13 protein-coding genes are annotated in these 22,350 nt (G+C 65.2%); 4 read left to right on the forward strand and 9 right to left on the reverse strand.

The window, feature by feature from the left end:
- Nucleotides 1-2: 2 nt before the first annotated feature.
- A complete protein-coding gene (locus tag ACDH77_RS19705) occupies nucleotides 3-1,385 on the reverse strand; it encodes an MFS transporter (protein ID WP_008571735.1) in 1,383 nt (460 codons plus the stop codon).
- Nucleotides 1,386-1,542: 157 nt separating this feature from the next.
- Here ACDH77_RS19705 and ACDH77_RS19710 point away from each other — a divergent pair, with 157 nt between their 5' ends.
- Entirely contained in the window at nucleotides 1,543-2,127 is a 585-nt protein-coding gene (locus ACDH77_RS19710; RefSeq protein ID WP_008571736.1) for a gluconokinase, read from the forward strand.
- Between the two features lie 815 nt (nucleotides 2,128-2,942).
- A complete protein-coding gene (locus tag ACDH77_RS19715) occupies nucleotides 2,943-4,673 on the forward strand; it encodes a PQQ-binding-like beta-propeller repeat protein (RefSeq protein WP_008571737.1) in 1,731 nt (576 codons plus the stop codon).
- A 339-nt stretch (nucleotides 4,674-5,012) separates the two neighbouring features.
- On the opposite strand, the gene ACDH77_RS19720 is transcribed toward ACDH77_RS19715, so the two are convergent.
- The 5 genes from ACDH77_RS19720 to ACDH77_RS19740 all read right to left on the reverse strand — a co-directional run bounded on the left by ACDH77_RS19720 (nucleotide 5,013) and on the right by ACDH77_RS19740 (nucleotide 12,012).
- Nucleotides 5,013-5,240, reverse strand: coding sequence for a hypothetical protein (locus tag ACDH77_RS19720; protein ID WP_005914565.1), 228 nt, complete (start codon nucleotides 5,238-5,240; stop codon nucleotides 5,013-5,015).
- Nucleotides 5,221-5,670, reverse strand: coding sequence for a type II 3-dehydroquinate dehydratase (locus ACDH77_RS19725; RefSeq protein WP_014091453.1), 450 nt, complete (start codon nucleotides 5,668-5,670; stop codon nucleotides 5,221-5,223). Before ACDH77_RS19725 ends, ACDH77_RS19720 begins: the two co-directional genes overlap by 20 nt.
- Before the next feature lie 10 nt (nucleotides 5,671-5,680).
- Complete coding sequence (locus tag ACDH77_RS19730) at nucleotides 5,681-6,109, reverse strand: hypothetical protein (protein WP_008571740.1); 429 nt, start codon at nucleotides 6,107-6,109, stop codon at nucleotides 5,681-5,683.
- 270 nt (nucleotides 6,110-6,379) lie between these two features.
- Nucleotides 6,380-10,234: a translocation/assembly module TamB domain-containing protein gene (locus ACDH77_RS19735; RefSeq protein ID WP_372353617.1), complete on the reverse strand. Its 3,855-nt coding sequence runs from the start codon at nucleotides 10,232-10,234 to the stop codon at nucleotides 6,380-6,382.
- Nucleotides 10,231-12,012, reverse strand: coding sequence for an autotransporter assembly complex protein TamA (locus ACDH77_RS19740; RefSeq protein ID WP_008571752.1), 1,782 nt, complete (start codon nucleotides 12,010-12,012; stop codon nucleotides 10,231-10,233). The genes ACDH77_RS19735 and ACDH77_RS19740 overlap by 4 nt, the downstream gene beginning before the upstream one ends.
- A 237-nt stretch (nucleotides 12,013-12,249) precedes the next feature.
- Between ACDH77_RS19740 and ACDH77_RS19745 the strand changes: the two genes are divergently transcribed.
- Nucleotides 12,250-14,940 carry a TonB-dependent siderophore receptor gene (locus ACDH77_RS19745; protein ID WP_031424896.1) on the forward strand — a complete coding sequence of 897 codons (2,691 nt, stop codon included), beginning with the start codon at nucleotides 12,250-12,252 and terminating at the stop codon, nucleotides 14,938-14,940.
- A 253-nt stretch (nucleotides 14,941-15,193) separates the two neighbouring features.
- Here the strand turns inward: ACDH77_RS19745 and ACDH77_RS19750 are convergent, their stop codons facing one another.
- The 3 genes from ACDH77_RS19750 to glyQ all read right to left on the reverse strand — a co-directional run bounded on the left by ACDH77_RS19750 (nucleotide 15,194) and on the right by glyQ (nucleotide 20,205).
- Entirely contained in the window at nucleotides 15,194-16,783 is a 1,590-nt protein-coding gene (locus ACDH77_RS19750) for a sulfotransferase (RefSeq protein ID WP_372353618.1), read from the reverse strand.
- Nucleotides 16,783-18,978 (reverse strand): glycine--tRNA ligase subunit beta, encoded by a 2,196-nt coding sequence (gene glyS / locus ACDH77_RS19755; protein WP_277574454.1) that lies wholly within the window; start codon nucleotides 18,976-18,978, stop codon nucleotides 16,783-16,785. Before glyS ends, ACDH77_RS19750 begins: the two co-directional genes overlap by 1 nt.
- 318 nt (nucleotides 18,979-19,296) lie before the next feature.
- Nucleotides 19,297-20,205, reverse strand: coding sequence for a glycine--tRNA ligase subunit alpha (gene glyQ / locus ACDH77_RS19760; RefSeq protein ID WP_008577775.1), 909 nt, complete (start codon nucleotides 20,203-20,205; stop codon nucleotides 19,297-19,299).
- Nucleotides 20,206-20,294: 89 nt separating this feature from the next.
- Between glyQ and ACDH77_RS19765 the strand changes: the two genes are divergently transcribed.
- On the forward strand, nucleotides 20,295-22,109 hold the full coding sequence (locus tag ACDH77_RS19765) for a GspE/PulE family protein (RefSeq protein ID WP_372353619.1): 1,815 nt from the start codon (nucleotides 20,295-20,297) through the stop codon (nucleotides 22,107-22,109).
- Nucleotides 22,110-22,350: the final 241 nt, after the last annotated feature.

Below are 22,350 nucleotides of genomic sequence, written 5' to 3' on the forward strand. Positions count from 1 at the left end.
GGTCAGGGGTGCTCCGGTTCGTCGCGCTTGCGCGCGGCCAGTTCGAGCTGGATGCGGTTCAACAGCCCGTCGTCCAGCGGATAAAAGCGCATGGTCCAGGCCGCCAGCAGCGCAACCGCGCCTGGAATCACTGTCAGCAACAGCACGATGCCGGTCAACGACCCGGTGGACTGCGCGGTATTGGCGACATAGCCCATTGCAGCCAGCACCCAGGCAATGCCGGCCGAGGCCAATGCCCCGCCGAGCTTTTGCGAAAACGTCGCCGCGGCGAACGTCATCGCCGTGGCACGGCGGCCGGTGCGCCATTCGGTGTAGTCGGCGCTATCGGCATACATCGAAAACGCCAACGGCGATTTCGGCCCCAGCGCCAGGCCGATCAGCATGTTCAAGACAAACACCGCCCACACCGCATCGGCCGGCACGAAAAACATCGCACAACTCAGCAGGCCGACGAGCACCATCAGCCAGAACATCAGCTGGCGCTTGTCCCAGCGCCGCGTCAGCAGCGGCGTGATGGCCGCACCCACGCCCAGGGCCACCGAGTAGCTGCCCAGAAACAGGCCGACCAGATCCGGACGTTGTACGTAGTACTTGAGGTAGTACACGCCCGCACCGCCGCGCATGGTGATCGTGATCATGATGATCAACGACAGCACGAACAGTACGCACCACGGTTTGTTCTGCAGCAGGTCGGCGATGTCACGACGAATCGGCGTGCGTTGTTGCGGCGGCGGCTGCACGCGTTCGCGCGTGGTCAGCGCCACGGTGACGAACAACGCCAGCGCCACTGCGCCATACAGCAGCATCGTGCGTTGCCATCCCAGCGCATCGTTGCCTGCGCCGAACCAGCGCACCAGGTCCATCGTGAAGTAATTGACCAACGTGGTCCCTGCAAATGCACCGATGAAACGCAAGCTGATCAGACCGGTGCGCTGCTGGCTGTCGGCGGTGATCACGCCGGATAGTGCCGAGTACGGAATGCTCACCACCGTGTAGGCCAGCATCATCACCAGGAAGGTGATCGTGGCCCACCACATACGCCCATGCTGGTCCAGATCCGGCGTGGTGTAGGCAAGCACGCCGGCAGCGGCCATCGGCAACGCACCCCACAACAGGTAAGGGCGGAACTTGCCCAGCCGGCTGCGCGTGCGGTCGGCCAATGCGCCCATCGCCGGGTCGGCGATCGCATCGGCGATCTTGGTCAACAGGATCATGGTGCCGACTGCAGCCGCCGGCAGGTGCATGGTGTCGGTGTAGAAGATCAGCAAGAACGCCGAGATGTTGGCCCAGTACAGATTCAGACCCAGATCGCCGGCACCATAGCCCAGCTTTTCGCGCCAGCGCAGGCGCGCCGATGCAGGAGACGTTGCGGGCGATGACGTCATCGACACACCTTCAAATGCGTTGTACCCGGCCGAGCACGCCGTTACGCTGGGTGCCCGCGCACCTGGCGAGGAGCGCCGACGCTACACCACGCATCGGCTGCCGCCAACGTGAAATCCATTCGAATGCCGAATCGATCCAGAGATATAACCTGACGTGATGGACACCGCCACACATGCCACGCCCGCGTCCGCTTCGCCGCTTGCCATCGTGGTGATGGGCGTGTCGGGCAGCGGCAAGACCACCATTGCACACGCGCTGGCAGCGCATTACCGCTTCCGTTTTCTGGATGCCGACGACTACCACAGCGTGGCAGCACGCGCGCAGATGGCGGCCGGTCAACCGCTCACCGACGCGATGCGCCTGCCGTGGGTAGAACTGCTATCGGCCACGCTGCGCGATTGCGTACAGGCCGGCGAATCGGTGGTGCTGGCCTTCTCCGGTTTGCGCAGCGCGCATCGCCAACTGCTGCGCAACAGCGGCGTGCCGATGCGCTTTGTGTTCCTGCATGCGGCCCCGCACGTGATCGCCGCCCGCCTGAGCAACCGCGCAGGCCACTTCATGCCACCCACCTTGCTCGACAGCCAGCTGCAGACGTTGGAGCTGCCGTTGGACGAAGCGGACGTGGTATCGGTGGACGTGGACGCCAGCGTGCCAGCGGTTGTGCAGGATGCGATCGCACAGCTGGCAGCGATCGATCCCGCTGCGGTGCAACATGCTTCGCGCGCGTCGGAGCGGGTGTAAGCGGACGCAGACCATTTGCGTGATGCGTGCAGTGGGTGCCGTCTAGGCGTTGTGCGTTGTGCGCTGTGCGTCGCAAGGCTGCCGCTTCCGTGTCGAGATGGATAACCTGCAGCGATGCGCGGCGCGCAGCGTTACCGCAGTGCAGATCGGTGGTACCCATCACGGCGTAGCGCGCGAAACATCTGCTGTCGCGCTGGCTTGCGTATCCAGCGCGCAGCCGCACGACCTCACGCCGCTGCGAAGTGCGCGAATCTGCAACGCGCCATGCCCTTCTCCTGCCGGAGAAGGTGTCCCGAGGGACGGATGAGGGTACGGCCACCCGCATCGCGCATCCCGCCACCGCCGCACGCGGCACGACAAGCAATGCGCAATGCAATCGGCCACAGCGCCGATCCCAAACGCCCCGTTCGGTACATACCGCAGGACGCTGCCATCGACCGGAGACGCTGCGCACTGGGTTCTCCTCGCGCCCTTCCCCATCGCGTCCATCCGTTGCAAAGGCCCACCACACAAGGTTGCGCAACATTTCCTGGTTACTTCTTGCAAACCGCCGTCATCGGCGCATCCTGGGCCAAGCCCGCATCAATCATTTTTTCTATCGCAACCCAGGAAATAGTGATGAATCATCACGATTGGTGCGAATAACGAACCGATTGAACGTAAATTTTTCAAGCTGGTCGCACCAGATGCAAACGGACCCGACCGCTGTCTGAATGCAGCGCCGCGCAGGTGTTGCGCAGTCACGTCAATCGTCCATCGTTCGGTCAGCAGATCCGGGGGGATCCAGCGCTTCCTTCCATCTAGGACATGCCGTGATGACCAATCCCAAACGCCGTTTGCGATTTTGCAGTTTGACGCTCGTTCCTTGCCTGCTCGTCAGTGCCGTGGCTTTCGCGCAGTCTGGCGCCACCACCGCGCAACAGCCGGTATCGTCCCTGGATACCGAGGCATTCGCACGCTCCGGCCAGGTCTGGCGCAGCTTCGGTCAAGACCTTCCCTTCGCCAGCCCCACCAACTGGACCACCGCCGGTGGCGGCTACTTGAACTCGCGTTTCGCACCGGGCGAGTGGAAGATCAATCGCACCACCGCCAAGACGCTCAAACCGGCGTGGACGCTGACCACCACCGGCGACATCTCGGCCACGCCCAGCGTCGAAGGCGGCACCCTGTATGTGCCCGACTGGGGTGGCACGCTGTATAGCGTGGACACGCAAACCGGCAAGCCGAACTGGCAAGCCAAACTGTCCGATTACACCGGCAACGCCAACTCGGTGACGCGCAACACGCCGGCCATCAGCGCCAAGAGCATCATCGTTGGCGACCAGGTCGCCGGCACCTTGCTGGCGCTAGACAAGAAGACCGGCAAGCTGCTGTGGAAGACCACGGTGGAAGCCAACCCGCAGGCGCGCATCACCTCCTCGCCGGTCATCTACGGCAACCGCATCTACGTCGGCGTCTCCTCCGGCGACTGGGGCAACCTGGCGGCCAACCACACCTTCAGCTTCCGCGGCAGCGTGGTGGCGGTGGATCTGAACACCGGCAAGAAGGTATGGCAGTTCTACAACGTGCCCGAGGGTTACACCGGCGCATCGGTGTGGGGCCAGGTGGCCATCGATCCGATCAACCGTCGCCTGTATTTCGGCACCGGCAACAACTACAACATTCCGCAGGGCGTGGGTAACTGCATTTCAAACGCGCGCTCTTATCGCGGCAGCGAACTCACCGTGCAGGATGAGCTCAACTGCATGGCGCCGGACAACTACGTCGATTCGGTGATTTCATTGAATCTGGATACCGGCAAATTGATCTGGGCCAACCGTGCACAGGGATACGATGCGTGGAACCTGTCCTGCATCGTGGCGCCAACCAACGGTCTGTGCCCCAACACGCAGGCAACCAACCTGACCGGCCCGGATTACGACTTTGGCGGTGCCGGCGTGCAACTGTTTGCCGTGCCGCGCAACGGCAGGTTGCAGCAGTTGGTCGGCGCTGGTCAGAAGAGCGGCATCTACTGGGCCTTCGACGCCAAGACCGGCGCCAAGGTCTGGTCGACCCAGGTCGGCCCCGGCGGCACCACCGGTGGCGTGGAATGGGGTACCGCGTTCGACCCGTACAAGTCGCAGATCTACGTGGCCATCAACAACAACTCCAACGCCACCTATACGTTGGGGCCGGCGAACGTGCAGACCCATAACGGCGGTTCGTGGGCCGCGCTGGACGCGGCAACCGGCAAGATCAAATGGCAGGTCAAGGTGCCCGGCGTCAACCCGGTGAATCCGACCGTGCCGGCGGGCGGCCAGGGCTCGCTGACGGTGTCGCCGAACCTGCTGTATGCGGGCTCGATGGCCGGCAATATGGTGGCACTGGACGCCGACACCGGCGCCACCGTGTGGAACTACAACGCCAGCGGCTCGGTGATCAGTTCGCCGGCCATCGCAAACGGCGCGCTGTATTGGGGCGCCGGCTACGGCCGCTTCAACTTCGGCACCGCGGCCACCGGCAACCAGCTGACCAAGTTCGTGCCGGACAACGCAGCAGCCAAGTGAGCGGAGTTAGCAGGACGGCAGTGACGCGTCCTGTCTGCAACACGACACTGCCGCCTTCGGGCGGCAGTGTCTTTCAGTGATTGTTGTTGGGCTGGTATGGCTGCAAGCGCTGCACGGCGTGAGCCGCAATGCGGTGCGGGATCGTCTGCAGCGATGACGCCGCGTCCACGCGCCAAACACAGCGCAGCAAACTAAACGTCGCCAGTGGTTGCCAGGTGCGTAGGACAGCGTGCAGCAACCGCAGCGTCCACAGGCCATGCCGGACGAGCAGAGGCCGCACCCGCCGAGTGGCTGCTAGTGGCTGCCGCACACGCGGTGGTGGCTGCTCCGGGCTCCCAGTTACAACCGCGTGACCTGGCATAGGCGAATCTGCCCTGCTTCCAGGCCGTGCGCCTCGGCCGCACGGCGACGCAGCGCGCGCACCAGCGCGGCTGCGTCCAGTTCGCCATCGGCCGGCACGTCCACGCTATGCGCCAGTTGCCCCCATAGCACTGGCCGACCATCGCAGTAGCCCTCGTAATCGGCGAAGTAATGCAGCTGGCGCCGCTCAGGTCCCGACGTGGACATCGCCTTGAATCTCCGTGCAGCCCAGATGTTCCAGCGCGATCTCCAGCCCCAACAGATAGCTCTGCGCGCAGTAGCCACGCACCGTGGCGATGCACTGCCCCAAACCGTGCGGCAGGCAGCGTTCCGGACGGTCCACGCTGTCGTCGTGCGTTTCGACATAGGGGTAAGGCAATTGGCTCAACACGCGATGCAACCGCGCACTGTCCACACAGCTGCCCGGATCGATCAGCGCAATCTCCATCCGCGCCTGGCCGGCCACACGCAGCGCATCCAGCAGTTCCTGTTCCGAGCCACAGGCACGCAAGGCCACCGTCTTGCCCGCGTCCCCGGCACACGCCACCAATTGGCGAATGACGGCGCGCGGCAACGGCTGCGGCCCACGCACCTGCGGCATGGCCGCCTCCGGCCCACGCATGATCATGATCGACATGGCGACCTCCTCAGGCAGCAACGCGCAGTGGCGCGTGTATCGGCGGCAGACACCGCGCGGCAATGCCGAGCGACATCGCATATGCACGCGGCGCATCGTGCGGCGTGATCACCACTGCCAATGGCGCATGCTGCGCATGCAGCCACGGCTCCAGTTCCTGATCGGCATCGGTATGCAGCTCGATATACGGCGTGGGCAACGCGTCCACGGCAGCACGCAAGGCTCGCGCACAACTGCGCTCGGACAAGGGCAGATCGCCCGAATCCAGCAACACCAGCTCCACCTCGGCATCGCCACCGGCCGCATGCAGCTCGGCAATCAAGCGATCCACATCGGCACACGCCAACGTGCGCAACGCACGGCCAGCACACTCAGGCAACTGCATCGTCACCGACGGTGCCGGATCGGCCTGAGGACCGCGCAAAATCAGGATACACATCGTGTTCGACTCAACGCACCACAGTGCGGGAGTGCCAAGGTAGGCCCGGCGGGCATAAAGGAGCTATTCGCGCGCCGGGGCGCGAGCATAAAGAGTGCGTAATGGCGCGCTTTCCATCAGTAGACACAGTCCAACGCGCCATCGATGCCGATGCGCAGCGCAGGTAAAGCAGATGCAACCGATGTAATCCTCTACCCATGCAACGAGCGCTGCACGCGAACGGCGGCAGAGATCATCGGTCGCCAGCAGTTTCTGCCAGTTCACCGTCGCTTACTTCTCCCGCCGCCAGTTCACCGACCCCTTGGTCTCGATGGTGCTCGATTCGGCTTCGATATCGAAGCCGCGGCTGAGCAGGTACTTGAGCGTCAATACCGAGCCGCCGCCGACCATCGACACGCCGTAGCCGACGTAGAGTTTGGGCGAGAGATATTTGCCGAAACCCACCACCGAGCCCAACGTGCTGGATTGACTGACGCCGGCTTCGTCCAGGCCGAGCTTGGCGCCGATCTGCGAGGCGATCAGGCTGCTGCCGGCCGATAGCGCGGCCGAGGCGGCGCTGACCTGCTGAGTTTCGTCGCTGCTGGCAGTGGACAGCCCGCGGCCGAGGACCAGGTACGAAAGCGCCTCCGATTGCGACATCGCCGGCTCGGACCACACATCGGCACGCGGCGATTCGGCGCGGCCGCTGACGTCGATGCCGGCGGTGACATCGCCGATCTTGCGTTCGGCGCGCAGGCTCACGCGCGGGTCGGAGACGATGTTGTTGTTCCAGGTCAGCTGGCCACGGGTGATGGTGAGATCCTGGCCATAGGCCTTGTAGCGCCCACGCACATCCAGCCCGCCATTGGCGGTCATTTCGCGGCCAGGGCGCGCGCGGATCTGCATCTGCCCGCTCAGTCCACCCTTGAGGCCGAAGCCGCTCATGTTGACCTTGTCGCCGAGCACGATGGCCAGGTCCATGTCCAATGGCGATGCGGGCGTCTGTTCCGGGTCCACCGGGTCCAGCACCACCACGTCTTCGGACACCGAGGTGCCACGGTCCAGGCGTTCCAGGTCGATGTCCGCTTCGGGCACGGTGACCTTGCCGCGCAACTGCATGGTGTTGTCGGTAATGCCGAACTGCATGTCCGGGTTGGCGATGATGCGCAACTCGCTGGTGTTGTAGGCCAACACGTTGTCGCCGCGGATATTGAGCAGCAACGGGGTGCTGGTTCCGAACCACGACAACCCACCATCGACAGTGAGCGTGCCGGGGCCGGACTTGGCCGAGGCGGTGATCTTGGCCGAGCCGTCCGGCAGCGCATCGAAGCGGCCCTTGCCCTCGCTCAGCGTCAAACCCATCGACGGGTATTCGGCAGTGAAATCGCTCAGGGTGGCATCGCCGCCGAGCAGCGGTTTGTCGCGGGTGCCGCGCAGGCTCACGTGGCCCTCGACGAGCCCCTTCGGCCGCACCACGTCGGCAATCACCAGCTCCAGCCAGTACAGCCGCGACATGTTCAGATACAGCTCGCCGTTGAGCGGCGCGTACGCATCCCAGCCGGTATTGAACTTGGCATCGACAAAGCCGGCGCCCTGGAAACCGATACCGAGCTTGCCCTGGATCTGTTGCTGGGTGAAATCGGCCTGCACGCTGAATTGGTCGTAGCGCAGCAACTCGCCGCGATTGGGATTGCCGGCCACTGCCGCGTAGCGGGTTTCGCCCAAGCGAATGCCGCCTTCGGGCGAGGCGATGCGCAGGCTGCCTTCCCAGGCGTTGCCGCGCGGCTTGAAGCTGCCGTCCAGCGACAGTTCGCCGCGCAGATAGATCTGCCGACCTTCCTGCTTGGGCAGCCACGGCTGCACCAGCGACAGCGGCAATGCGTCGCCGTGCACCACCATGCCCTCGCGCGGCCAGTTGGCGCTGGCGCACAGCGCGCCGCCGGTGGCCGCGCCCAGGCAGGTGTCGGACAAGGTAAACGCGGCGCCATCGGTGCTGAACTGCGCCGGTTTGCGCAGCGCCCAGGCATCGCCCTTGGCCGGTGCGATGCGCAGCGTGGCGACCTGCCCCTGCCAGCGCTCGCCGTTGCGCCGCACATCGCCCTGCAGGGCGACGCTGGCCATGCTGTTGGCGATGTCCGCATCCAGTCGCAAGGCCTCCACCGCGCCACGCGCCTGCACGCGCACGCTATCCAGTACCACACCGGCTTCGATGGCGGTGCCTTGCAAGGCCAATTGCCCGTCGCTGCCACGCCACGGCAGCCGGCCACGCAGGCTGATGCTCTGGGCGCTATAGGTGTCCCAACGCAGGCCGTTGCCGGCAATGTCGGCGGTGATGTCGGGTGCGTCGCGCTTGCCGCTGACCTGCAGCTGCCCGCGCACGATGCCGGTGGCGCCAGGCAGCACGTCGTCCAGCTGCAACGGCTGCAGCTGCGCGGCGATATCGAGCTGGTCGCCCAGCTTGCCCTTGGCGTTGATGCGGCTATTGCCCAGCGCCAGTTGCAATTCGCCTTCGCCCTGTTCGCCGCGCAACGCGAACTTGCCGTTGCCCGACAGCGCGCGTTGACGCAGCTGCCCGGTCAGGCTGGGTATCTCTGCAGTGGCCTCGAACCCCGGCGAGACACCGCCGGCAGGTGCCGGCAATTGGCGACCCTTGGACGCGATCTTGCCGGACAGGTTGCCGTTCCAACCCGGCGCGAAATAGCCCGGGTCGAACTTGGCCAGTTGCGCGCTGACATCCCATTGCAGCTCCGGCGCCCAGGCCACTTCACCGGTGAGATCCAGCGCGCCGCCCGGCGTTTTTGCCTGCACCTGCTTGAGCTGTGCACGTTGGTCGTTGCCGCGGCTGTCGAAGACCAGCTCGGCCTGCTGACCATCGCGCTCCAGGGAGGCGCGGCCGATCGCGGCCCAGGCCTTCAAGGTGCCGGCCACGCCCAGGCGTGCGTCTTGCAACTCCACCGGCACCAGCGGCGCGTCCGGCGTGGCCGGATCCGCGGCCGGGGTGAAGCGCAGGCCGCTGGCGTTGACCGCAAACCGGAAACTCGGATTCTGGGTGTCGCGGAAATCGGCGGTGCCACGCAGTTGCGTGCGGCCTTCGAAGGTGTCGATCACCAACGGTTCGACAGTGAGGACCTGCTCGGCCAGGCGGACATGCGAGGGTTGCAGCGTGGCGCTCAGCTCTCCTTGCTTGAGGCTGCCGTGCAGATCGGCGTTGCCGCCCTTGCCGGACGCCTGCAGGTTCAGCGCGATCGGCGTGGCCGGCGGGTTGGCTTGCCCCTCCGCGGCCGGAATCAACAACGAGGTATCCAGCGCCTCGGTCACGGCGTTGAATGCCCAGGTCGGGTCGTCGCGGCCGGTGAACACCAGGCTGGCCTGCAGCGGCGCCGGCGCCCGGCCGGCAATGGCCACTTCCATCTTGTCCAGATCCCCGCGTGCCACCAGCCCCAGGCTGGCCGGGGTGCGCCCGCGTGCGGCAGGCAGCACGGCAGTGGCAGTCAGATCGGCACGGTAGTCGTCGTTGGGCAGGTAATCGCCGTGCAGGCGGAAGTCGCCCATGTCGGTGTCGATCACCAGATCGCGCGTGCGCAGCTCGCCGGTGGCGACCTCGAGCCCGCCCTGCACCTTGTGCAGCACGATCATCGGCTGCTGCAGCTGGGTGATGCGCAGGTTCTGCACATCGATCCTGTCGGCCTGGATCGCCAGCGGCACGTTGATCTGCGGCAGCGACTCGGGCCAGCTGGGCAGGGTGAACGGTTCCTCGCTCTTGCCCAGGTTCAACGTGGCATTGCTGACCTGCACCGCGTCCAGCTGCAGCTTGCGCCCCAGCAGCGGGCGCAGGTCCGGCTCCAGATACACGCGTTCTGCAGTGAAGTGGATGTCCTGATAATGGAAGTCCACATCGCGCAAGGTCAGCGGGCCGGCCACCGGGCCTTCGACCTTGCCGTAGGTAAACGTGGCGCCCACCGGCAGGCGCGCCACGACCTGCGCCAGCAACACGTCGCGCCCGGCCACGGTCTGCAGCAGCCAATAGACCGCGATCAAGGCCAGCAACACCAGCCCGAGCACGGTCAGGCCCGAGCCCACCCAGAACCGGCGCCGGCGATAAAAGCGCGGACGCGGTGCCGGCGGCGTAGGGGAAGGTGCGCTCACAGGTTGGCCCCGATATCGATGTAGAGCTGAAACTGCGAGTCGGGATCGTTCAAGCCATGTGCGATATCCACCCGCACCGGGCCCACCGGCGAGCGCCAGCGCAGACCAAAGCCGACGCCGGTATGCCAGTCGGGCCGGTCATCGAAGGCGCTGCCGCCATCGACGAACACTGCCCCGCCCCAGGGGCCGCCCTTGAGGTAATGCTCGTACTCGGCACTGGCGGTGACCACGTTCTTGGCACCCAGCGCGAATTCGTCGGGCTTGGGCGTACGCGGGCCGACTTCGCGAAACGCATAACCGCGGATGCTGTTCGCGCCACCGGCGAAAAAGCGCAGGCTCGGTGGCATCGCCACCAGGTCGCTGGTCCAGGTGGTGCCACCTTCGCCGCGCAGGATCAACCGGCTGTTGTCGCCGGCGCCCAGAAACCAGCGCAGCTGGCCATACAGCTGGCCGAAGTTGGTATCGGAGCCGGCACCTTCGGCGCCGCCGCGGATGAACATCTGCGCCGACACGCCGCTGCGCGGAAACAGCCGGTCGTCGACATTGACGTAGTTGGCCTGCAACTGCGGATAGATCAGGGTGGAGGTCTCGTACACCGCGCCTTCGAAATCGTCGCCGCTGCTGAAACGCCACCGCTCGCGCAAGGCGTTGATCGAGGCGATCGCGCTCCAACGCTCGTTGATCTGGCCGCTGCGGCTGCCGGTGAGTTTGACGTTGCGCAGGTCGATGTAATCGGTCTGCTCGTCGTACAGCCGCGCCGAGGCGGTGTACCAGCCATCCAGCCAACGGAACGCCGGCACGCGGTAGCTGGTGGTCAGGCTCTTGCGGTTCTGCGCGTAATCCAGCTGCGTGTCCATCTTGTGGCCGCGCGAGTTCACGTAACGCCGCTCCACGCCACCGCGCACACCGGCACCGCTTTCGCTGCCGTAGCTCAAGCCGGCGGTGTAGACCGTGCGCTTGGCGCGGGTAAGTTTGACGTCCACCGGCACGCGGCCCTGGTCGTCGGCTTCTTCGGGCTTGGGCTGGATATCGATGGTGCTGAAGTAATCCAGCTTGGTCAGCGACTCGCGTAGCCGATCCAGCTTGCCTTCGTGGTAGTAGCTGCCCTCCTCCCAGTACACCAGCGGGTCGAACAGGCCGTCGCGGAAGTAGTCGTAGTCGAAGCGCACCTTGCCCATGTCGTAGCGGCGGCCGCTGTCCCAGTTCAGATCGATGTCGGCCGCATGCTCGGCACGCGTGATCGCAACGCGGCGCTGGGTGAAGTCGGCATCGAAGTAGCCACGCTCGGCCAGGCGCCGGGTGATGCGCACCTTGCTGGCTTCGTATTGCGGATGGCTGAAGACCTGGCCCTCGCGCGGCTCGAACTGCTTGAGGTCCTGGCCCAGGTAGCGGTCCTGCTCGGCCCAGCCGGTGATCGAGATATGCGAGGTGCGCACCCGCACCGGCTCGCCACGGTCCACCGTGATCACCACGGTCACCCTGTCGCCGGCGCGCGGTGCGGCCAGCGTAATGGTCGGCGAGTAATAGCCAAAGGGCTCTAGCGCCTCACGCGTCTGCCGCTCGGCCTGTGCCAACAGATATTCCAGACGCGATTCGCCCTGCTCCTTGCCCACGGCCTCATACAGAGACAGGGAGACCTGGATGTTCTCGATCATCTCGGCGTCGTCGCCGCCGTCCAACCCCTTGATTTCGATCTTGTCGATGGTTGCCCGAGCAACCGCTTGCAGCGGAACGAACAGGGTGCACAGCAAGGAAAGAGCAAACGCGACTTTAAGCATCGTCAAAGGATACCCAGCCTCGGCGTGAAGGGACAAAAAATCTAGGCAAGCGCGACTATACGGGGGCCGAGTGAAGTGGTTACAGTCGGCGTGTTGTTAACGTTTCGTTGGCATCGATTGCGAGCGGCCCCCCAATTGCTGCTCGCCCGTTTACACCTTGAGAGAGAGGTCCGTTTCATGAAGCGTCGTTTGCTGGTTACCGCCGTATGCACCGCCCTGACGATGCCATCGCTTGCGATGGCAGAGGAGCAAGGTGACGTGACCCAGTTGGACAAGGTCACCGTGACAGGTTCGTTGATCCCCCGCTCCCAGATCGAAACCGCGACCCCGGTGTTTTCGATCACTGCCCAGGACATCCAGCGCCGCGGCTTCAAGGACGTCTACGACGTGCTGCGCTCGCAGCCGATGGCCACTGGCTCCGTGCAGGACGGTCAGTTCAGCGGCGGCTTTACTCCGGGCGCCAAGTCGTTGAGCCTGCTCGGACTGGACCCGGGCTTCACCCTGGTGCTCATCGATGGCCGGCCCATGGCCGACTACCCGCTGCTCTATAACGGCCAAAGCAACTTCGTCGATCTGGCCAGCGTGCCGGTCGGCATGGTCGAGCGTATCGACGTGGCACCCGGCAACCAGTCCTCGATCTACGGTTCCAGCGCCATCGCCGGGGTGGTCAACATCATCCTGAAAAAGCGCATGGACGGCGTGCAGATGAACTACCGCATGGGCACCTACGATGGTGGCGGCGGCAACAACCAGCGCTTTCAGCTCACCGGCGGCAACGAGATCGGCGGCGCCAATATCGTGTGGGGGCTGCAGCTCAATAATCAGGACCCGATCTACGGTTTTCAGCGGCGCGATTTCGATTCCACCAACGACAACCCGGACCCGACCCTGCGCTACGGCTCGCGCATCGCGCTGCACAACACACCGCGCACCTACATCGACCCCGGTGCCGACAACTGCGCCGCGCTGGGCGCGCTGTTCAACGGTTCGGTGCAATACGACAACCGTGCCAACCGTGGCAATTTCTGCAGCAGCCGTGCCGAGCCTGGCTATGCCAGCATCCTCAACAAGGAGCGCAGCGCCAGCGGCTATGCCAACCTGAGCTATGCATTCAACGACAACGCCGAGCTGTATTCGACCCTGCTGCTCAACCGCACCAAGGTCGAAGTCAACAGTGGCTCGCAGTTCTGGCAGGCCTCTTCTGACACCGGCGGTCTGTTCTACAACCAGGACAGCCAGCAGCTGGAAAGCTATCAGCGCATCTTTGCGCCGGAAGAAACCGGCAATCTGAATTTCAACAATCAGCGCCAGACCGCCGATTCCTACAACATCGCAATTGGCCTGAAGGGCGGCCTGGGCGCCAGCAACTGGACCTACGATGCCTATTACGCCCGTTCGGAATACCGCATCGACAGCCGCCAGCAATGGCCGCTGGCCGATCGCATCGAAGACTTCTTCCGCGAACAATTCCTCGGTGCACCGCAAGGCGAGTACTACGGCTACCCGATCTACTCGCCCAACGATGCCAACTTCTATCGCGCGTTGACGCCGGCGCAGTACCGCAGCTTCAACGACGAAATCCGTACCAAGTCCAGAACCTGGACCCAGAACGTCAACCTGCAGCTGACCAACACCGAGCTGTTCAACCTGCCGGCCGGCGCTGTTGGCATCGCCGGCGTGTTGCAGGCAGGCAATCAGTACTGGACCAACCCGACCGACCCGCGTGTCATCGCCGGCGACTTCTATCAGCTGACCGGCACCCAAGGCAGCGGCAAGCGCGACAACTGGGCGGCCGCCTTCGAAACGCGGATCCCGATCCTGAGCACGTTGACCGCCAACCTGTCTGGTCGCTACGACGACTACAAGAACCAGGGAGGCGGTGGGGATTCCAAATTCACCTACAAGGCGGCACTAGAATTCCGCCCGATCGACTCGCTGCTGTTTCGCGGCAACTACGCCACCGCCTTCAAGGCGCCGGACATGGCCTTCAGCTTTGCCGGCGACAGCGGCTTCTTCCAGGGCGTCAACGATTACTACCGTTGCGCGGTGGAAGAACCAGGCGTGCCGATCGCCGATTGCACCTACGCTGGCACCACGATTTCAGGACGCCGCGCCGGCAATCGCGACCTGAAGTCGATCACGGCCAAGTCCTGGGGCGCCGGCGTGGTGTGGTCGCCAAGTGCACGCTTCAGCGTCAATGCCGACTACTACAACATCAAGATCGACCAGAAGGTCAGCGATCTGAGCACCGACAATCTGCTGCAGACCGAATCGGCGTGCCGCCTGGGCAGCCTGGACATCAATTCGCCTACCTGCGTGGACGCGCTTTCGCGGATCGATCGCACCGGGCCCGATGCACCGGTGCCCAATCGCCTGAGTAGCATCCGCATCAATCCGGTGAATATTTCCAACGAGGAAATCTCCGGTGTGCTCAGCAAGGCGACGTACAACCTGGCGACCGAATCCTGGGGCCTGTTCGTGTTCGACGCGCAGTACAACCTGACCCTCAAACACGAAAGCCAGCAGTTCCCGCAGGACCCGGTACGCGACCTGCTCAATGAGCCCTTCTTCTCAACCGAGTTCCACAGCATCACCAATGCCTCGGTCACCTGGCAGAAGGATGCGTGGACGACCACCTTGTTCGGCCAGCGTTACGGCCGCACCCCGAACCTTCTGTCGCAGCAGAGTACCGACGGCTACGCAGTGGAAGGAGCACGCAAGATCGGCGCGTGGACCACGTTCAATGCAACGCTGGACTACGCGATCAGCGACGATATCTCGCTGACGGCAACGGTCAACAATCTCGCCAATACCCGCCCGCCGCGTGACCGCACCTATACCAGCTACCCGTACTACAACATCTTCAACTACACCGGCTACGGCCGTTCCTACATGCTGGAATTGAACTGGCGCTTCGGCGCGCACTGATTCACTGCACTGTGCATGCGCACCGCCGGCGGCAGCCAATACGGCTGCCGCCGGCGTTTTTGGGCTTGTGACGCAGCTGCGGCACTGTTGCTCGCCTGCATGCCAGAGCATGCAGTGATGGCGTTGCGCAAGCAGACCCGGCTGGCGCAACCGCTGTCCATCGGGGCGACTGCTTCGGCGCGTATCGAACTGGAGGCCGATGAAACGTGCTCGCAGCGCGTCTGGTGCGCCGCCCAAGACCTAATGGCTGCTGTCAATGCACGCCAGCATCGAGCAGACCCGCCTGCCACAACGCCTGCCGCAAAGGCTCCAGCTGGACTGCATAGCGGCGCCATTCCTCCAAATTGCGGCTGTGCACGCCCTCGCGCACCTGCACGCTGCTCAGCGTGGCCGACGCTGCGGCATTGCGCGTGATGTCGATCTGCCCCGGCTCGATGTCCAGCCCGCAATGTGCCATCAACTGCTGCAGCACCGTGGATGGATCGCGCACCATCTGCGCGTAGTCCACATCGATCACCCGGCCCGGCAAGGCAGCGCGCCATTGCGCCATCAAGCCGTGATACGCCCGATAGTGACGCGCCAGTGTGTGCAGGTCGTAACTGTAGGCATACGAATCGCCGAACAGCACGCGGTAATTGGAAAAACATACCGCCATCGGCTCACGCACCAGGTGCACGATCAGTGCACCCGGCAGTGCGCGCGCAATCGCGCCGATCGCCACCGCATTGGCCGGCAATTTATCGATATACCAGCGCGCCGATCCGGCACGCCACTGCGTTTGTTGCAGATACCGCGCGCCAATCTGCGCATAATCCAGCGTGGGCAGCGCCTGCAACAGCGGCGCGTCCAGCAGACTGCGCCCGGCCTGATCGGCGCCCCAACGCAACTGATGACCGAAGTCGTTCAATTCGCCGGCCGAAACGACCTGCGAATGATTGCCCAGCATGCGCTCCAGCACCGTGGTGCCCGAGCGCGGCAGGCCGAGCACGAAGATCGGCTGCGGACCTTGTACGGCACCGGTGCCTTGCGCTGCGAACACGCCCCGCGCAGCCAGGTCACCCAGTTGCGCGTACAGCGCTGCCTCGGCATCGGCATCGTGGCGCAGACGTGCATGCATCACTGCATTGCCGTGCTGCAGCGCGTCCCAGGCGGCAGCGGTGTCGCCCAGGTCCTCCAGCTCCTTGTACAACGCGAAGGCCAGCCCGGCACGATCTTCACTGTCGGGTTTGGCGAGCTGCAATTGCTGACGTAATTGCGCGACATGGTTGCTGCCGGTGGTCTGACGGCGCAGTCGCGCACGCGCGAGCGCTGCACGGCCGTAGCCGGGCGACAGCGCCAGGGTCTGCTCCAGCGCCTGCGCCGCCTCATCCAGGCGCCCATTGAACTGCAGTTGCACCGCAAGAAAAAAACGGAAGTCCGGACCATCGAATCCGCACGCCTGTGCGCGCTGCATCATCGCCAGTGCCTCGACGTGTTCGCCCAAGGACTGGTGCACGTGTGCAAGCAAAGCCAAGGTCGCGCCGTCGCGGCACTGCGTCACCGAGGGATGCCGCAGCAGCGCGTGCAGCACGCGATGTTCGCCCACGCGCAACAAGGCCTGCGCCACACGGCAACGCATCGCCACATCGTCGCCCACATCGCGAGCGGCCAGCTGGAGTTGCGTCACGGCCTCGCGCATGCGGCCGTTGGCCAACACGGTGCCGGCCAGCAGCACGCGTGCAGCCACATGCGTCGGTTCCACCTCCAGCAGCGCCTGCAATGCAGACGCTGCCACGCCCAGGTCGCGCCGCGCCAACGCGGCCTGGGCGGCCTGCCAGTGCAGCGCGCCCGCCGACCTGGACATCAGCTGGACAGATGCTCGATGGCGGCGACGCTGCCGAGGCGGTCGCCGAGCTTCTTCAGCAGTGCGAGCCGGTTGGCACGTAGCTGCGGGTCGTCGGCGTTGACCATCACGCCGTCGAAGAACGCATCCACCTGCGGACGCAGGCGTGCCAGGCGTGCGAGCACGGCGACATAGTCGTGACGATGCAAGGCATCGCCGGTGTCGCCGATGGCCGCTTCCACCGCTTCGGCGAGCGCTTGTTCGGCCGGTTCGCGCAGCAGGCTGGTGTCGATGTCGCCGGGGATCTCGCCCTCGACCTTGCGCAGGATATTGCGGATGCGCTTGTTCGCCGCGGCCAACGCGTCGGCTTCGGGCAACGTGGCGAAGATGCCGATGGCATCGATGCGGCGGTCGAAGTCGTAGAGCGATCCGTGGGTCGCGCCCGGGTGCGCTCCTACGCTGGTCGGTGTCGGCACGGCTTCGGACGTGACGGAGAACAATGCGGCGACCGCGTTGAAATGCGTTGCAGGTACGCCCTTGTCGGCGTAATAGCCGCGTAGGCGGTCGAGGATGAAGTCGAAGATTTCTTGGGCAAGCTGCGCGTACTGCGTGGTGTCGATATCGGAAATCGTTTCTTCGCTGGTTAGCTTGGCTTTTCTGACAAGGCGATCCCACGGCAGCAACTTGACCGCAGCCACCAGCGTCGCCTTCAAATCCAGATCAAACCCACTCTCAATCACCGTCCGCGCCAACCCCAACGCATTGCGCCGCAGCGCGAACGGGTCCTTGTTGCCGGTCGGCTTCAACCCGGCCGCAAAGCCACCGGCCAAGGTATCCAGCCGTTCTGCAATCGCCAGCACCTTGCCCAGCGGCGACAGTGCGATGTCGTCGCCGGCAAAACGCGGTTGGTAGGCCTCGTCGATGGCCAGCGAAATCTCGCTCGGTTCGCCGGCGGCCTTGGCGTAATGGCGGCCGGCAATGCCCTGCAATTCCGGGAATTCGTTGACCATGCGCGATTGCAGGTCGTTCTTGGCCAATTCCGCAGCACGCCGTGCCTGCGCCGGGTCGGCACCGACCTGCGGTGCAATCGCCTCGGCCAGCGCCGCCACGCGCGCGACCTTGTCGGCCACGCTGCCCAGCTTGGCCTGATACGTGACGCTGGACAGGCCTTCGCCCATCGCCTGCAGGCCCTGCTTGAGGTCTTCGTCGAAGAAGAACTTGGCGTCGGCAAAGCGCGGACGGATCACGCGCTCGTAGCCCTTGGCCACTTCGGCCACGTCCTTGGAGTGGATGTTGGCGATGCCGATGAACTGCTCGGTCAAGGTGCCGCCGTCGTCCAGCACCGGGAAGAATTTCTGGTTGATCTCCATGGTTTCGATCAGCGCTTCCTGCGGCACCGCCAGGAAATCGCGTTCGAAACTGCACAGCACCGCCGCCGGCCATTCGACCAGGTTGACCACCTGCTCCAGGTTGTCGTCGCTGATGCGTGCGCTGCCGCCGGCCTGCCTGGCGGCCGCCTGCACTTCGTCGACGATGCGGGCACGGCGCGCGTCCGGATCCACCAGCACGTGCGCCGCGCGCAGCGCATCGACGTAGTCGCCGGGTGCCGCCAGCGACACTGCGCCCTCATGCATGAAGCGGTGCCCGCGCGTGATGCGGTCGCCGCGTACGCCCAGCAACTCGGCCGGAATCACCTCGCTGCCGAACAACAGCACCAACCATTGCACCGGCCGTGCGAAGGCGTACTCGTGCGCGCCCCAGCGCATCGGCTTGGGGATGGGCATCGCGGCGATGGCCTCGCGCAAGATCTCCGACAACAAGTCGGCCGTGCGCGCGCCCGGCGTCACTGCGCGATGCACGAAACGCTCGCCCTTGGCGTCGCTGGTGCGTTCCAGCGCGGTCCAGTCGATACCGGCCTTGGCGGCGAAACCGGCCAATGCCTTGGTCGGTTGGCCTTCGGCGTCGAGGGCGATGTTGAGATACGGCCCCAGCACTTCCGAGCGCTGCTCCGGCTGCTCGGTGGCCACGCCCGGCAGCAGCACCGCCAGACGGCGTGGGGTAGACAGCGGCTTGGCATCGCCGCGGGTGACGGCAACGCCGCGCTTTTCCAGGCCGCTCAGCACGCCATCGAAAAAGGCCTGCGCCAGACCCGGCAGCGCCTTGACCGGCAGCTCTTCGGTGCCCAGTTCGATCAGCAGGGGAAGTTGTTCGCTCATATGACATGGACCTTTGCGTAGTCCCTTCTCCCTGCGGGAGAAGGTGCCCCGAAGGGGCGGATGAGGGGACGGGCGAAGCTCTGTGGAAGGTTGGGTGCATGAGGGCTGCGCCTCGTCCCCTCACCCCAACCCCTCTCCCGAGGGGAGAGGGGCTCGCTAGTCCCTTCTCCCTGCGGGACATTGTCCCCCTTCATGGGGGAGAAGGTGCCCCGCAGAGGCGGATGAGGGGACGGGCGAAGCCCTGTGGAGGTTGGGTGCATGAGGGCTACGCCCCGACCCTCACCCCACCCCCTCTCCCGGTGGGAGAGGGGCTCTCGGTTATTTCTTCACACCAGGAAATCCCAGCTTCTCGCGTTGGGCGTAGTACGCCTGCGCCACGCCCTGGGCCAGCGCGCGCACGCGCAGGATGTAGCGCTGGCGTTCGGTCACGCTGATCGCGCGGCGCGCATCCAGCAGGTTGAAAGCGTGGCTGGCCTTGGTGACCTGCTCGTACGCCGGCAGCGGCAGGCCGACCTCGACCAGATGCCTGGCTTCGGCTTCGCAGGCGTCGAAGCGATGGAACAGCTCGGCCACATTGGCGTGTTCGAAGTTGTAGGTGCTCTGCTCCACCTCGTTCTGGTGGTACACATCGCCATACGTCACCGCGGCGCCGTCCGGGCCGTAGGTCCACACCAGCTCGTAGACGTTGTCGCAGCTCTGCAGATACATGCACAGCCGTTCCAGGCCGTAGGTGATCTCGCCCAGCACCGGCTTGCACTCGAGCCCGCCGGCCTGCTGGAAGTAGGTGAATTGGGTCACTTCCATGCCGTTGAGCCAGACTTCCCAGCCCAGGCCCCAGGCGCCGAGCGTGGGCGATTCCCAGTTGTCTTCGACAAAGCGCAGGTCGTGCACCAACGGGTCGATGCCCAGCGCCTGCAACGAGCCCAGGTACAGGTCCTGGATGTTGTCCGGGTTGGGCTTCATCGCCACCTGGTACTGGTAATAACGCTGCAGGCGATTGGGATTTTCGCCATAGCGGCCATCGGTGGGACGGCGCGAAGGCTGCACGTACGCCGCATTCCACGGCTCGGGCCCCAGCGCGCGCAGGAACGTGGCCGGATGGAACGTGCCCGCGCCCACTTCCAGGTCCAGCGGCTGGATCAGCACGCAGCCTTGCTCGGCCCAGTACTGGTTGAGGGTCTGGATCAGGCCCTGGAAAGTGATTGGAACGCGCCGGGAATCGGACATGCAGCAAAGGCCGTACGGAAGGGGTGCGCTAGTATACCGGCCGACCCGCGGCGCTTTGCCGCGCAGCACCGCTGCTGGGGAAAACACGCATGGAACAGCGGCGTACCGCCGACCCGGATAACGCCGTGGCACTGCTGCCGCGCGGCCGGCTGATGTTCGACCCGGTGGCCGCGGCCCTGCTGGCCGACGGCATGGTGGTACCGCACGAACACGAGCGCGTGCAGTTCTCCGCCAGCGGCGCGCGCACCGCCAGCGATGTGCATCCGCTGGTGCTGCTGGCCAATCTGAAATTGCACGCCGCGCAGCCGCCGGCCGGCGAGCTGGGCCTGGAACGGCTCACCGAATGGCTGGCCACCCGCACCGGGCTGCGCTATCTGCGCATCGACCCCACCCGCATCGATGTGGCCGCCGTCACCGGCGTGGTCTCGCACGCCTACGCGCGCCGCCACCGCATCCTGCCGCTGGCGTTGGATGCCGAGCGCGTGCTGATCGCCACCAGCGAGCCGTTGGCGCTGGACTGGCTGGCCGACGTGCAACACCTGAGCCGGCGCCGCATCGAGCTGGCGCTGATCAACCCGCTGGATCTGCATCGCTACACGATGGAGTTCTTCGGTGTCACCCAGTCGGTACGCGGCGCGCGCAGCGATGCGCGCAGCACCGAACCCAACGCCGGCCTGCCCAGCTTCGAGCAACTGGTGGAACTGGGCCGCGCCGGCGACGTCAATGCCGACGACCACCACATCGTGCACATTGTCGACTGGCTGCTGCAGTACGCCTACGAACAGCGCGCCAGCGACATCCATCTGGAACCGCGGCGCGAGGCCGGACGCATGCGCTTCCGCATCGATGGCGTGCTGCACAAGGTGCTGGAAGTGCCGCCGTCGGTGATGACGGCGGTGGTCAGCCGCATCAAGGTGCTCGGGCGCATGGATCTGGCCGAACGCCGTCGCCCGCAGGATGGCCGCATCAAGACCCGCTCGCCGGGCGGGCGCGAGGTGGAAATGCGCCTGTCCACGATGCCCACCGCGTTCGGCGAGAAATGCGTGATGCGCATCTTCGACCCGGATTCGGCGTTCAAGAGCATCGAGCAGCTCGGCTTCAGTCCGGAAGAGGCCGCCGGCTGGAGCGCGCTGGTCGAGCGCCCGCACGGCATCGTGCTGGTCACCGGCCCCACCGGCTCGGGCAAGACCACCACGCTGTATTCCACGCTCAAGCGGCTGGCCACGCCGGACGTGAACGTGTGCAGCGTGGAAGACCCGATCGAGATGATCGCGCCGGAATTCAACCAGATGCAGGTGCAGCAGAACATCGACCTGGATTTCGCCAGCGGCGTGCGCACGCTGCTGCGCCAGGACCCGGACATCATCATGATCGGCGAAATCCGCGACCTGGAAACCGCGCAGATGGCGGTGCAGGCCTCGCTCACCGGGCATCTGGTGCTGTCCACGCTGCACACCAACGATGCCGCTTCGGCCATCACCCGTCTGCTCGACCTGGGCGTGCCGCATTACCTGGTGGCCTCCACCCTCAACGGCGTGCTGGCGCAGCGGCTGGTGCGCACGTTGTGCGTGCACTGCAAGCGCCCGCATACGCTCAGCGACGCCGACTGGGCGGCCATCCGCGAGCCCGGCGAAGCGCTGCCGGAACCGCTCAACGTGCACGCACCGGTCGGTTGCCTGGAATGCCGCCGCACCGGTTACCTGGGCCGGGTGGGCCTGTACGAACTGCTGCCGGTCAGCCCGCGCCTGCGTACCCTCATCCGCCCCGACACGGAGCTTGCCAGCTTCAGCCAGGCTGCCCGCGGCGAAGGCCTGCGCACGTTGCGCCGCACCGGCCTGGAGAAGGTCGCCGCCGGGCTGACCACCATCGAAGAAGTGCTGTCGGTGTTGCCGCCGCGGGAATAGACGCCTCCTTCGTTCTGACGACCACGCCGCTTGCGCGCGCATGATCCGTAGGGACCTTCGACGCGGCGAGGGGTCGAGGGCAGTGGGATTCGGTTGAAAACTGCTGTGCTGGCGGCAGGACCGATCCCTGCCGGGTGCTCGTGTTCGCTCAGGTGCACGGTTGCGTGGCATGCATGCAGCAACGCCTCCGGAGTGCATGCCGGTCTCGCGCACGTCGCGGTCGATCGCCATGATGGCGATC

The sequence above is a fragment of the Xanthomonas axonopodis pv. maculifoliigardeniae genome, from assembly GCF_041519315.1.
Lineage (GTDB): Bacteria > Pseudomonadota > Gammaproteobacteria > Xanthomonadales > Xanthomonadaceae > Xanthomonas > Xanthomonas euvesicatoria.

Excerpts from the sequence above, each read along its gene's own strand:
- ACDH77_RS19705 (WP_008571735.1), bottom strand. The coding sequence starts at position 1,385 with ATGACGTCATCGCCCGCAACGTCTCCTGCATCGGCGCGCCTGCGCTGG.
- ACDH77_RS19710 (WP_008571736.1), top strand. The coding sequence starts at position 1,543 with ATGGACACCGCCACACATGCCACGCCCGCGTCCGCTTCGCCGCTTGCC.
- ACDH77_RS19715 (WP_008571737.1), top strand. The coding sequence starts at position 2,943 with ATGACCAATCCCAAACGCCGTTTGCGATTTTGCAGTTTGACGCTCGTT.
- ACDH77_RS19720 (WP_005914565.1), bottom strand. The coding sequence starts at position 5,240 with ATGTCCACGTCGGGACCTGAGCGGCGCCAGCTGCATTACTTCGCCGAT.
- ACDH77_RS19725 (WP_014091453.1), bottom strand. The coding sequence starts at position 5,670 with ATGTCGATCATGATCATGCGTGGGCCGGAGGCGGCCATGCCGCAGGTG.
- ACDH77_RS19730 (WP_008571740.1), bottom strand. The coding sequence starts at position 6,109 with ATGTGTATCCTGATTTTGCGCGGTCCTCAGGCCGATCCGGCACCGTCG.
- ACDH77_RS19740 (WP_008571752.1), bottom strand. The coding sequence starts at position 12,012 with ATGCTTAAAGTCGCGTTTGCTCTTTCCTTGCTGTGCACCCTGTTCGTT.
- ACDH77_RS19745 (WP_031424896.1), top strand. The coding sequence starts at position 12,250 with ATGGCAGAGGAGCAAGGTGACGTGACCCAGTTGGACAAGGTCACCGTG.
- ACDH77_RS19750 (WP_372353618.1), bottom strand. The coding sequence starts at position 16,783 with ATGTCCAGGTCGGCGGGCGCGCTGCACTGGCAGGCCGCCCAGGCCGCG.
- glyS (WP_277574454.1), bottom strand. The coding sequence starts at position 18,978 with ATGAGCGAACAACTTCCCCTGCTGATCGAACTGGGCACCGAAGAGCTG.
- glyQ (WP_008577775.1), bottom strand. The coding sequence starts at position 20,205 with ATGTCCGATTCCCGGCGCGTTCCAATCACTTTCCAGGGCCTGATCCAG.
- ACDH77_RS19765 (WP_372353619.1), top strand. The coding sequence starts at position 20,295 with ATGGAACAGCGGCGTACCGCCGACCCGGATAACGCCGTGGCACTGCTG.